The 12268-nt window shown below is 57.2% G+C and carries 9 protein-coding genes; 4 read left to right on the top strand and 5 right to left on the bottom strand.

What is annotated here, in order from left to right:
• Window position 1: 1 nt before the first annotated feature.
• The 3 genes from MSKU9_RS00585 to MSKU9_RS00570 all read right to left on the bottom strand — a co-directional run bounded on the left by MSKU9_RS00585 (window position 2) and on the right by MSKU9_RS00570 (window position 3034).
• Window positions 2-1435: a cytochrome ubiquinol oxidase subunit I gene (locus MSKU9_RS00585; RefSeq protein WP_141259427.1), complete on the bottom strand. Its 1434-nt coding sequence runs from the start codon at window positions 1433-1435 to the stop codon at window positions 2-4.
• Between the two features lie 485 nt (window positions 1436-1920).
• On the bottom strand, window positions 1921-2121 hold the full coding sequence (locus tag MSKU9_RS00580; protein ID WP_141259444.1) for a transposase: 201 nt from the start codon (window positions 2119-2121) through the stop codon (window positions 1921-1923).
• Window positions 2122-2464: 343 nt separating this feature from the next.
• Complete coding sequence (locus tag MSKU9_RS00570; RefSeq protein ID WP_162853788.1) at window positions 2465-3034, bottom strand: gluconokinase; 570 nt, start codon at window positions 3032-3034, stop codon at window positions 2465-2467.
• A gap of 231 nt (window positions 3035-3265) precedes the next feature.
• Between MSKU9_RS00570 and MSKU9_RS00565 the strand changes: the two genes are divergently transcribed.
• The gene (locus tag MSKU9_RS00565) at window positions 3266-3481 is read left to right on the top strand and encodes a hypothetical protein (RefSeq protein WP_141259426.1); all 216 of its coding nucleotides are present in this window, start codon (window positions 3266-3268) and stop codon (window positions 3479-3481) included.
• A gap of 294 nt (window positions 3482-3775) precedes the next feature.
• Entirely contained in the window at window positions 3776-4894 is a 1119-nt protein-coding gene (locus tag MSKU9_RS00560; protein WP_141259425.1) for an L-idonate 5-dehydrogenase, read from the top strand.
• Window positions 4895-4957: 63 nt separating this feature from the next.
• Here MSKU9_RS00560 and MSKU9_RS00555 read toward each other — a convergent pair whose 3' ends face one another.
• The gene (locus MSKU9_RS00555; RefSeq protein WP_141259424.1) at window positions 4958-5764 is read right to left on the bottom strand and encodes an SDR family oxidoreductase; all 807 of its coding nucleotides are present in this window, start codon (window positions 5762-5764) and stop codon (window positions 4958-4960) included.
• Window positions 5765-6354: 590 nt separating this feature from the next.
• Here MSKU9_RS00555 and MSKU9_RS00545 point away from each other — a divergent pair.
• Together MSKU9_RS00545 and MSKU9_RS00540 are read left to right on the top strand one after the other, a co-directional pair.
• Window positions 6355-7698, top strand: coding sequence for a GntT/GntP/DsdX family permease (locus MSKU9_RS00545; RefSeq protein WP_141259423.1), 1344 nt, complete (start codon window positions 6355-6357; stop codon window positions 7696-7698).
• An 11-nt stretch (window positions 7699-7709) separates the two neighbouring features.
• Complete coding sequence (locus MSKU9_RS00540; RefSeq protein ID WP_141259422.1) at window positions 7710-9200, top strand: carbohydrate porin; 1491 nt, start codon at window positions 7710-7712, stop codon at window positions 9198-9200.
• Between the two features lie 235 nt (window positions 9201-9435).
• Here MSKU9_RS00540 and MSKU9_RS00535 read toward each other — a convergent pair whose 3' ends face one another.
• Window positions 9436-12210: a beta-glucosidase gene (locus tag MSKU9_RS00535; RefSeq protein ID WP_162515699.1), complete on the bottom strand. Its 2775-nt coding sequence runs from the start codon at window positions 12208-12210 to the stop codon at window positions 9436-9438.
• Window positions 12211-12268 lie beyond the last annotated feature (58 nt).

The following is a 12268-nucleotide window of genomic DNA, read 5'->3' as shown; positions in this document are numbered from 1 at the left end:
CTCAGGCTCCTTTGCCAGTAGAAGGATCAATCACACCCGGATGCATGCGGGCTGCCAGAATCTCGGTAGCGTGCCCGGGCGGGGTATCATGCTCGCCTTCCTGCGGCGCCCGCCTCAGCATGCGGACCAGAATGCCCAGACCTGATCCGAACACGAGCACGTAGACCACCACGAACGCTGTCATCGAAAACGCCATGGAGGACAGGGCAACCGGTGATACGCTGTCAGACGTGCGCAGCAGGCCGTAGACCGTCCATGGCTGGCGCCCTACTTCCGTCGTAACCCAGCCACACAGCAGCGCGAGGAATCCTGCGGGCGCCATGCATAGCGCGACACGGTGGAAAACCGGGTTGGTGAACAGCGTGCTGTTCCGCCGCAGCCACAGCGACCATAATCCGACCAGCATCATCAGCATGCCCAGGGCGACCATGATGCGGAAAGAGAAGAAGATGACCGGTGAAGGCGGCCGCTGGTCACGGGGAAAATCCTTCATGCCGGGCACCTTGCCATTCAGGCTGTGTGTCAGGATCAGCGACCCGGCCAGTGGCAGTCTGATGGCATAATCCGTATGTTCGGTCTTCATGTTGGGAATGCCGAACAGCAGTTCGGGCGCATGATCTTCCGATACCCAGTCCCCTTCCATCGCCGCAATCTTCACCGGCTGATATTTGAGCGTGTTCAGGCCATGCGCATCGCCCGCCAGGATCTGCAGAGGGGCGACAATTGCAGCCATCCACATGGCCATGGAGAACATGACCCGCACCGGCTCGCTGGAGATCTTTCCTGCTTTGCGGGCCTTCAGCATGTGCCATGCCCCCGTCGCCCCCACGATGAAGGCGACGGACAGGAACGCCGCCAGCCCCATATGCACCAGACGGAACGGAAAGGACGGATTGAAGATGATGGCCAGCCAGTCGGCGGGCATGAACCGCCCGGTAGCCGGGTCGATGGTGTAACCGCGCGGGGTCTGCATCCATGAATTGGATGACAGGATCCACGTCATGGAAATCAGGGTGCCGACCGATACGCAGCACGTGGCGGCAAAATGCAGTTTGCGCCCCACCTTGTTCATGCCAAACAGCATGACGCCAAGGAATCCTGCCTCCAGAAAGAAGGCGGTCATGACTTCATAGGACAGAAGCACGCCCGTAATCGGCCCGGCCTTTTTGGAAAAGATCGACCAGTTGGTGCCGAATTCATACGACATGACCAGTCCCGAGACGACGCCCATGCCAAAGACAATGGAGAACACCTTGATCCAGTATCGGTAAAGATCAAGGAATACGGGGCGTCCGGTCCTGAGCCACAGCCCTTCCAGCACCGCCAGATAGGCCGCCAGCCCGATTGAAAAGGCTGGAAAGATGATATGGACGCCTACGGTAAAGGCGAACTGAAAGCGCGCCAGAAGAAGCGCCGGGTCATGTGCGTACTGCATCGATACTTCCAAAACTTATGGCGAGAGGAATAAAAATTATAAAGAACTTCTCGGCATAGTGGCCCCGCAAGCAATGGACCGGCCTGAAAGACGGATACATGCTTCGGTGTCTTGGAAATGATAGTAGATCAATCAGACGTATGACGTCCAAGAGAGATTATACATAAGATCATAAGCGGCGTTTATAATCGTAGCATTGGAAGGTTTTGTATAGTTATAGATGAATATAGACAATCGAAAAATATTAATAATCAATCACAGAATATTTGGCGGATATCCCCTGTTTTTAAGCAGAGGATGATTTCCCCGTATAACCTGCTCATGCATTCCAGACATAATGTGGGCTAGCCAGACCTGGTCCGAAGGTCTGTTGTGTCTGCATCCCTGATCATATAAAATTGAATACGAAAGCCTGTTTGATAGCGTCAAACATAATCTGGCTGTTTTGTTCCGATCTGCCCCCCTTGAAAAGTTAGGGCATGTCGTCAGTTGATTCCAATGATAGCGGGGACAAGTTGCACTGCTGCGATGAAGATTGATTGCAGCTTATCATAGCGTGTTGCAATGCCTCTGAACTGCTTCAGTCTGGCGAAGAAGCGTTCAATGATGTTTTGTTTTTTATAAAGCAAGAGCATAATTTTCCGGGAATTGCGTCGGTTTTTCCTTTGACGCGATAACGGTGTGATCTGCCGCTATTCAAGCTTTTCAATGAGCGGAACGGCATCATAAACCTTGTCGGCGATGAAGGTTCCGGGATCGTCCGATGGCCTGATCTACGCCCACTTTTTACGGGCAACTGCGCTGTGCTGATGTGCACGGACAATCATGCTGTCAGTCAGCATGTATGCATTATCGCGATCGGCGGGCAGATGCCGGAAAATCCGTTCGATCACGCCACTTGCGCACCAGCGGCCCAGTCGTCTGTGAACATTCTTCCAGTCACCAAAAAGGGCAGACAGGCCACGCCAGGGCTTCAGGAATTTCGGTATCAGATATTGAGGGAATACTGGTCATGGCACACCGTGTTTTTTACAGAGAAAACTGAGTCAGATGTGCACAGGCCCGTTCAGCCAGATGTTCCTGCGGGGCGTTGACATCAAGAACCATGACCACTTCCTCATGCATGTCGGGTTCCTCCAGCGTGGCGAACTGGCTGTCCAGCATGGCAACCGGCATGAAATGGCCGGTGCGCTGGTACAGGCGGGGCATGATGTCCTCCCTGCTGCCCTTGAGATAGACAAAACAGACATCCGCGCTGTCGCTGCCAATCTGTCTACGGTAACTACGCTTGAGTGATGAACACGTCACAATGCCACACTGGCCTGCATCCCGCCATGACTGTATCCGGCCAGCAATAAGATCAAGCCATGGCGTACGATCCGTATCGGTCAACGGAATACCGTTGCTCATTCGGGCAATATTGGCGGGTGGATGCAGGTCGTCCCCTTCGATAAGGGGCCAGGCCATCCGTTCAGCCATCAGTTGGGCAAGTGTACTTTTGCCACAACCTGACACGCCCATAACAATCAGCACACACGGTCGTCCTGCTTCACCAAATCTACGTGAGAGTGATACCGTCTTCTGCCCAGTATCATACATTGCGCATCCTACCGAATATCATCATGAGAAAATGGTCAGCTTTCGTCTTTCTGAACAGAAAACAGAGAGGCAAGTAATCGTTTCTCAGCCAGTTGACGTTCAAGGCCGTCCCACCCTGACAGAAACGGGATAAATAAATCCAGTAAAATAGTAGCGTACAGACATTCATGAAATACTGACCGGTCCCGTAATCGATACAGACGCTTCAGGCTGGACAATATTCAGGCTACCATGCGCACAGCACTGGATCTACGCGCACGGTTTGTCCGGCTCTATCGCGCCTGTCTGCTATGGCAGGAACATATCGCAGCGCCACCAGTCAGCGCGACTGCGCCATCTCGTGCCAGACAGAACAACGCTTTCGATCGGATGCAGTTTCTGCGTGACTATTTTGATGAGGCCGACCGTGCGACAAAACAGCAGTTCGAGATGATACGACTGGATTAATGGAAACCCGCAGGAACAGCTTTCCCACCATCTTCTGGACCATCATGGCATAACACAGGCAAGCCGATCTCAACCTCAGGTCGTGCCTCTCCCATGCCGCCATGTAACTGATCCGTCCACCAGCGGCCTGAGGAGTTGTCCGCACATCCTCCACCGGCGATTGAAACGATGACTGACATTGTCCTTGTCATGCTGGAAACCAGACCGTCTGCTGTCTCGTTAGAGCGAGCGCGGCCTTATCTTTTTTGCCATGCACTATCCAACGCTGTCATGTCGTCTCAAAAAAACAGAAAAATGGCCTGCCCTCCCTACGAAGCGGCGGCCCTGTTACAGGCGGGGAGCATTCTGAACGTGTATACTGAAGCGAGTCATGAAAATATTGGTTCCTGCCTGACCGAAGCACTTGTTATCCATGCACCGCATGACCTGAGGCTGGACCCAGCGCCCCTGCCCCAACCCGGCCCTGATGAAGTGCGGGTAAATATGGCCTGGGGCGGCATATGTGGTTCGGACCTGCATTATTTTTCTCATGGGGGTGTCGGTGCATCCGTACTGCACGCCCCCATGGTTCTGGGGCATGAAGTCTCGGGCACCATTGACGCGCTGGGCCGCGATGTGAAAGGCTTTTCCGTAGGCGAGGCCGTGGCCATTCACCCGGCGCGGCCCTGTGGCCACTGCCCCGAATGTATGCGCGAACAGCGCAACCTGTGTCGCAACATGCATTTTCTGGGAAGTGCCGCACGTGATCCCCATACCGATGGCGGCTTTCGCCGGGCGATGACAGTCAAGGCGGCACAGCTCCATTCCCTTCCCCCCGGCCTGACTCTCCGCCACGCCTGTCTTGCCGAACCTTTATCCGTGGCCCTGCATGCCATTGCGCGCGCGGGCGATGTACACGGTCGTAGCGTGATGGTGCAGGGTGCAGGACCAATCGGGCTGTTAATCGTAGCGGGGCTGGTGCATCACGGGGCAAAACGGATTGTTGCAACCGACCTGGAAGATTTTCCACTCCAGCGCGCAACCCGGCTGGGCGCAAGCAGGTGCTACAACACCCGCCATGCCGCAGTGGAGGAAGAATTCGATATCCTGTTTGAGGCCACAGGCGTGCCAGCCGCCCTGCCTGCAGCCATAGCCCGCACACGGCGGGGTGGCATGATGGTACAGGTTGGCATGTTCCCGCCAGGGGACATACCCGTGCCGATTGCCCAGATCATCAACCGTGAACTCGATTTCAGGGGCACCTTCCGTTTTGACACGGAATTCGATGCAGCCCTTGCCCTACTGGCCGAACGGCCCGAAATTGCTGATATTCTGGTCACCCAGCAGTTTCCCCTGAGTGAATTTGCCGCAGCCTTCGCCCTGGCGCCAGACCGCAGGCAGGCAGCCAAGATCCTGCTGTCCCTGAGCAGTTGAAGGAACGCTGCCCATTTCTGTCCGACCTTATCGACAGGAATGGGCAAGAAGTCCGGCTTCCATTTACACGGAAACGGTTATGCCCCCGTCAACCATGAGCACATGCCCGTTGACAAAGCTTGAAGCATCGGAAGACAGAAAGACAGCCGCCCCGACAAGTTCCTCCACATTCCCCCACCGACCGGCAGGCGTGCGCTGGCACAGCCACTGTGTGAATGCCTGATCCGCCACGAGCTTTTCATTCATTTCCGTTTTAAAATAACCCGGCGCAAGCCCGTTGACCTGCAGGCCGTGACGGGCCCAGTCCGTTGCCATCCCTCTGGTCAGGTTTTTGACCGCCCCCTTGGTGGCGGTATAGGGCGCGATTCCTGGGCGTGCCAGTTCGCTCTGTACCGAACAGATATTGACGATCTTCCCTCGCCCACGCGGCAACATATGCTTTGCTACGGCCTGCCCCACAAAGAAAACCGCGTTAAGGTTCGTCGCGATCAGGGCATCCCAGTCTGCCCGGCTGAACTGGTCCAGCGGCGCACGGCGCTGGATACCCGCATTGTTGATCAGGATGTCAATTGGCCCGTATTCGCTCTCTATCTTTTCAACCCCTGCAATGACGGCATCCTGATCAGTCACGTCAAAGGGTGCGATCGCGGCATCCACCCCTTCGCGTTCCAGCATGGCGCGGGCGGCCTCCAGTGGTTCGGGGTGGCGGCCATTCAGCACAATTTCTGCCCCATACCGACCAAGGCCACGCGCGAGGGTCAGGCCAATGCCACGGGAGGCTCCGGTCACAAGCGCCCGCCTTCCGGCAAGTGAAAAAAGGGTATCATCCCGCATGAGAATGTCCGTCTGTGTTATCAGGACTCTGATCATAGCAGGACCGCGCGCCAATACCCTTACACGTCTGCGCGTGCGGCTGGACAATCGTGCCGCAGGCCCGTTGCCCTGTATGGAAAGCTACGCGATCACGACGGGTAACTTATCACCCCGATGGGCTGTTCCATGCGATCTGTCGGGATCACGCGGGCCACCATCAGGATCGGGATGGCCAATATCGTCTGTAATATGCGATGCGTCCTGTTCCTCGAATGAATCAGCGCAGCCGCTTGATAGCCTGAAGGGGAGAAATATTCACCCTACTTAAAAAGTAGATTGAGGAACGCCAGACAGCACTATCGATTAACGCCCCTGGGAGCCTCAAACCAGCCAGCACGACACCATTCAGCAGTTCCTCATCCTTTTGGCCTGTACCAGACATTGTGCATTGCACAATTTATAAAAAATCTGGCTGTAAAAGGCATGTATATCTTCAGTTTCGATGTTTATTTTTATTTCATATCCTGCCGCAGGCATCAGAACAATTATAGTACAAAAGATGTTTTCATAACATTTTCTTTATGCCCTGACCTTCCCGTCAACCGCAGGCGTTAGGCATTGTGTCAAACCATGGGAGTATTGATGGGATGAGCGCGGCATTTGCCATCTCTCTTGCGGTAACGGCAATTCTGGCCGTTATTGTTCTGATTGCCCGGTTCCGTCTGAACCCTTTCATTGTTCTTTTCATCGTATCCATAGCCCTTGCCCTTTTTGCGGGCATGCCGGCAGATCATGTCGTTGCGTCCTTTGAAAATGGCGCGGGCCATGTGCTCGGCCATGTTGGCACCGTCATCGCGCTTGGCACCATGCTGGGCAAGATGCTGGCGGAATCCGGCGGGGCGGACCGTATTGCACTGACCATCTCCGGGTTCGCGGGGCGCGAACGGGTGGACTGGGCCATGATGGTGATTGGCCTGCTGATTGGCCTGCCGGTGTTTTTTGAGGTGGGCTTCGTCCTGCTCATTCCACTGGTATTCGTGCTGGCTGACCGCACCAATATGCCCCTGCTGCGGGTGGCGCTGCCCATGGGAGCAGCGCTGTCGGTCACGCATGCGCTTATTCCGCCGCATCCGGCAGCGTTGCTGGCCCTTAGCGCGTATCACGCCAATATCGGCCATACGATCATGCTGGGTATCATAATCGGCACACCCATCGCAGTGATTGCCGGGCCGGTCTTTGGCCGCTTTGCCTCTGCCCGCGTGTCGCTGACCGGGGTAAACCCGCTGGCGGAACAGTTCGTTAAACACGAACCGACGGCCAATATGCCGAGCTTTTTCCTGACGGTTTTTACCATCCTTTCGCCAGTTGTCCTGATGCTGGTCGGGTCGATGGCCGACCGGATCACGACGGTACAGGGTACGGCCAATACCGTGCTGCATTTCGTGGGCAATACGGACATAGCACTTGCGCTGGCAACGCTGCTGTCCTTTTACGTGCTGGGGGTGGCGCAGGGATTTTCGGCTACCACCATCCTGCGCTTTACCAACGAATGCCTTGGTCCTACGGCGCTTATCATGCTGCTGATCGGCGCGGGCGGCGGCTTTGGCCGGGTGCTGATTGACAGCGGGGTATCGCGCGCCATTACCGATGCGGCCCTTGGCGCCCATATGCCGCTGCTGGTGCTGGCATGGGTTCTGGCGGCCATCGTACGTGTGGCGTGCGGATCATCCACCGTGGCGATGGCGACGGCGTCCGGCATTGTCGCCCCCATCCTGGAACATAGCACCGGGGTTTCACCCGAACTTATGGTGCTGGTGACCGGGGCGGGATCGGTTGCCTTCGGCCCGATGAATGATGCCGGTTTCTGGCAGATCAAGGAATATCTGGGCCTGACCGTACCGCAGACCATCAAGACATGGTCGGTCCTGGAAACGCTGATTGCTGTATGCGGGCTGGTCTTCTGTCTGATCGCTTCCATTTTCGTGCATTGAAGGGACGGATCATGCTGTTTCCAGATACCGCAATGCCCGTGCATGCGCGCAACATCGCGCAGACGGCGCTGCAGACGGTCACCCTTGCGCTGGGCTGCCTGCTGTACGGGGCCATGCCCGCAGGGGCACAGGTCATGGATCGCGACATCGGATCGGCCCCCAGCCTGCTGGTGTCGCGCCCGCTGCCAAAGCATGACTCGCACAAGACATGGGTGCCGCCGTTTTCCCAACCCGAAGCGGTAGCTTCCAACCCCGTGTCAAAATGGCTGCGCCGTCGCGGCATCAACTTCCTTGTGGACAATACCAATGAATTCGCAGGTGCGATCACGCCGCCCACGCGGGGCAGCACGCCGGGGTTCAGCAATTACAAGCAGGGGGCCAGCAATGCCGGGCAGTACGCCATGCAGCTGGACGTGGACTGGGACAAGCTGGTGGGCTGGCACGGGTTCGCCACCCATATGATAACCGTGGGCCGATACGGCACGACCGCCAACCGCATGTTCGGCGACTGGCTGAACCATGCATCCGAAGATTACGGCGGCGGCGGCAACGTGGTGGTCCATCTTGTCTATGCCTATGGGGAGGAAACGCTTCTGGGCGGACGGCTGGCGATTGCCGCCGGGCGCATGGCCGAAATATCGGATTTTGCGGCCAGCCCCCTGTTCTGCAACTTCCAGAACGGCAGTTTCTGCGGACGGCCCAAGGGCATTACCGACACCAATTACGACGCGGGCTACCCCGCGGGGACATGGGGGTTCCGCGTGCGTGGTCGTCCTGCCCGGTCGGTTTACGTGCAGACCGGCCTGTACCCGATTGAAGACGGGATTTACCAGGTGTACCAGCACCGCACCGGTTTCAAGTTCAATGGCGCAAACATCATCGGTTATGCCGCGCCGATCGAAACCGCGTGGGAACCCGTGTTCCGCCATGGCACCCTGCCGGGGCATTACAAATTCGGCGCACAGCTGTTCAGCACGCCGCAGAACGACAATTACCTTGACGTAGCCGGCGCGCCCTACGCACTGACGGGCCGCAAGCAGAGAAAGCATGGCGCGTCATGGTCCACATGGGTCATGTTCGACCAGCGCCTGCTGCATTACCATGACAAGGATTCCGGCCTGACCGCGCTGTCTGGCGCGATATATAACGACCCGCGCACGTCGCTGCGCAAATACCTTGTATATGCGGCGCTGATCAATCGCGGTTACTTCCGCGCACGTCCGTATGACACGATGGGCTTTGCCCTGACCTATACACGGATTGCCGATGGCGTAACGATGACAGAACAGGACATGATCGACACCGGCAACAGAAGCAGCCTGCCCAACCATGCGACCGGCGTGCAGCGTGATACGGTCGTCATGGAAGCGAATTACGCGATACATGTCATGCCGGGCGTTATCTTCACCCCACTGTTCGAATACTATATTCACCCCAATGCCCAATCCAACCTGCGTGATGCAGCCTTGTTGGGATTCAAAAGCCACATCCAGTTGATGTAAAGCTGAATAGATTACACACTAGCACTACAGTTCTGTTTTGATGAGAGAGATATATAAGCTTTGGCCTGATATGTTCTTCTAAATCGTGACCAGTATGGCGTGATCTTGAATGGCAAACCAGACTGTATGTTCCGTCGGTCCCTGCGTCAGTCCTCTCCTGCTGGTTCTGTCCGTATCCTGTGCCGTGGCCATTATCGGCCCCCGCGTTCCGATGGAACGCGGGGTTGCGGTCAGGTCAGATCCTGCCCTTCAGCCGGATGTCGCCTGACGAAGCACCGACCAGGACCGGACGTGTCCCTGGCACCTTGCGCCATGCATGGTCATGCGTGGACCAGTACTGCAGGGCACGGGGGGCTACATGCAGCGTAATATCCCGGCTTTCCCCGACATCAAGATGCACCCTGTCAAAAGCGACAAGGCTTCTTACGGCAAGATCGGCACCGGGCACAGGCGCCCCTGGGGCGTCGATATAGACCTGAGGCACTTCATCACCTGCGGCCCCGCCGCTGTTCCTGATCCTGAACCGGACGTCCAGGCCACCTGCATTACTGGCATCAACATGCAGCCGCGAATAGGCGAAACGGCTGTAGGACAGGCCATGCCCAAACGGGAACAGGGGCTTGCGACCGGATTTAAGGAAGGCGCGATAGCCAATATTCACCCCTTCCGAGAACATGGTCTTTCCGTCCTGTCCCGTGCCGGAGCGCTCCTTGTGCATCGGGTCGGTTGCCGGATAATCGCTTAGTTGTCTGCCCCATGTAACGGGCAGACGGCCAGCAGGATTGACCTGTCCCGTCAGGACCCTGGCGGCGGCAACGCCACCCCGATCGCCTGACCACCACATTTCCATCACGGCCGCGGCCTTATCAAGCCAGGGCAGCGCCACGGGCTGGCTTGTATTGAGCATGATGACCGTATTGGGATTAACGGCCAGAACGGCCTCCGCCAGTTCATTCTGCCCACCCGGCAGCTGGAATGGCGGCTGGCCCCGGCTCCACAGGAAAAGGATAACCTTACGTGCATGCCGGGCGACATCAACCGCATGATCCCGGTCCGCCCGGCGTGTTGCCGGCGTTGCCCATGCCAGCCTCAGCCTTTCGGGGGTGCCGGAATCATCAGGTACGGCATGGATCACAACCTTATGCCTGCCGGCGGTCAGCCTGACCGGCACACGCACGTTGTCCAGTCCGTCCGTGCCCGGTAGCAGGTTATCCTGATTGGGTTCGACAATATCCCCGTGCAGGCCGCCTTTCAGGGCATGGGTGCCGCCGATGCGCGTGCCATCCACGATAATGTCGGCCCGCGCACCCAGTACATGCAGGCACAGCCAGTATTCCCCTTCTTCATCAGTCTGGAGGTCACCGCTCCAGTCCATCGTGCTGCCTGCGGGCGCGGTGGCGCCCGTAGCTGCGGTCAGGACGGAAAGAGGCGCCTGCCCTGCCTTATGCCCCATGTCCTGTGGCATGGTGCTGATAACATGGTCCGCGGCGATGACGTGGCCATCCATGTCATCCGCAACGGCGGCCTGGATATGGGCCTTCCCTCCCCCGATCTGGCGCAGCGCGGTAACGGGGCTGATTTGATGATCCAGTTCACCCAGTGAACGTTCATTGGGTTTGCCAACCGCAATAACCTGTGAGCCCCCCGGCCCGATAACCGCCAGATCTGTCAGGTCATCAGGTGTGAGCGGCAGCGCATGATGGACATTCCTGAGCAGGACGGCAGATGCAGCACTAGTGCGTTCATTGATGTCGTCAACCTGCCCGGGCGTAAGGCGCGCGCCCGTCCCCTGACCCGTCGTGCCCGGCAACCGACCGAACAGTGCCATTTCAAACAGGACCCGCCCCGCCGCACGGTCGATTTCGACCTGTGTCACCGCCCCGTCGCGCAGGGCATCATACAGGTTTCTGAACTGGTGATTGACGGGAAACAGGACATCCCACTTTACCGGCTCGGGTTGCGGTTCTTCGGGAATGGTCCCTTCAAAGATACGATGCATGGCATCAAAGTCGGGTGGCGGAACATGGTGGGGTGGCGGCGTATTGTCATAATAAGCGGGAATAATGCCCGCAAAGGGATTGGCTGGATTGAGATGCCCCGGCATTTCCATGTCCAGACCCGCCATCAGGCCCAGATTGTCATGCACCGCGCCCCAGTCCGATACGACAAACCCTTTGAAACCCAGCTCATCACGCAGCACATGGTCCATAAGCGCCCTGTTTGCGCAGGCGTAAGGTCCATTGATCATATTATACGCACACATGATCGATGCGACATGGGCGTTGATGGCGGCTTCGAACGGGGCCAGATAGATTTCGTGCAGCGGCTGTTCGTCAATAAAGACATGTTGGCCGTCAGTATCGTAGCCGATGAAATGCTTGGCATCCGCCATGACATTGCGTGACTGGATGCCGCGTATCTCAGCAGCACCGATCGTGGACGTCAGGGTCGGGTCCTCGCCAAAAGTATTATAGGCCCGGGAATAGGTGATATCCCGATCTATATTGATGAAAGGCTGCAGGACGACGTCAATATTCAGTCGATTGGCTTCATCCGCAATCAGAACGCCATTATCAAATGCAAGCTTCGGGTCGAATGTGGCCGCAACCCCCATTGTCGCGACTTCAGCGACCGACGGTTTGCTCAGCAGCAGTCCCGGCGGTCCGTCCGCCATGCGCAACGCTGGCACATTCAGCCGTTTTACGCCTGGCAGGTAGCCTGCCTCCCCATCATTGTGCGCAGCGGGTTCTTCCGTTCCCCGGATAAGGTTCAGCTTTTCCTGAAGGGTCATCTGCTTCAGCAGGCTGGATGCTATACGGGTCGCCCTGGCGTCCGCATCCTCCTGGTCGGCTGCCTGCGCGGAGTGGAAGGGATTGCAGACCGACAGGGCCAGACAGCAGGCACTCCCATACAGAAGTATTGTGCTGCGTTTTTTCAGGATCCGGGCCAGTCCATGTACTGGCCTGTCTGGCCAGCACGACGTGAGGGCGGCAAGAATCCGGGTTGGCATGACCATGTACCTGTCCCTTTTTAATATTATACATACCTGCGCCTGACCGGGTTTTCCC

This window comes from Komagataeibacter diospyri (assembly GCF_006538165.1).
GTDB lineage: Bacteria > Pseudomonadota > Alphaproteobacteria > Acetobacterales > Acetobacteraceae > Komagataeibacter > Komagataeibacter diospyri.
This window is presented reverse-complemented; position numbering and strand designations above follow the sequence as displayed.

What these genes read in the sequence shown, in the direction of transcription:
- MSKU9_RS00585 (WP_141259427.1), bottom strand. Translation starts at nt 1,435, where the DNA reads ATGCAGTACGCACATGACCCGGCGCTTCTTCTGGCGCGCTTTCAGTTC.
- MSKU9_RS00565 (WP_141259426.1), top strand. Translation starts at nt 3,266, where the DNA reads ATGCGCACAGCACTGGATCTACGCGCACGGTTTGTCCGGCTCTATCGC.
- MSKU9_RS00545 (WP_141259423.1), top strand. Translation starts at nt 6,355, where the DNA reads ATGAGCGCGGCATTTGCCATCTCTCTTGCGGTAACGGCAATTCTGGCC.
- MSKU9_RS00570 (WP_162853788.1), bottom strand. Translation starts at nt 3,034, where the DNA reads ATGTATGATACTGGGCAGAAGACGGTATCACTCTCACGTAGATTTGGT.
- MSKU9_RS00560 (WP_141259425.1), top strand. Translation starts at nt 3,776, where the DNA reads ATGGCCTGCCCTCCCTACGAAGCGGCGGCCCTGTTACAGGCGGGGAGC.
- MSKU9_RS00555 (WP_141259424.1), bottom strand. Translation starts at nt 5,764, where the DNA reads ATGATCAGAGTCCTGATAACACAGACGGACATTCTCATGCGGGATGAT.
- MSKU9_RS00535 (WP_162515699.1), bottom strand. Translation starts at nt 12,210, where the DNA reads ATGCCAACCCGGATTCTTGCCGCCCTCACGTCGTGCTGGCCAGACAGG.
- MSKU9_RS00540 (WP_141259422.1), top strand. Translation starts at nt 7,710, where the DNA reads ATGCTGTTTCCAGATACCGCAATGCCCGTGCATGCGCGCAACATCGCG.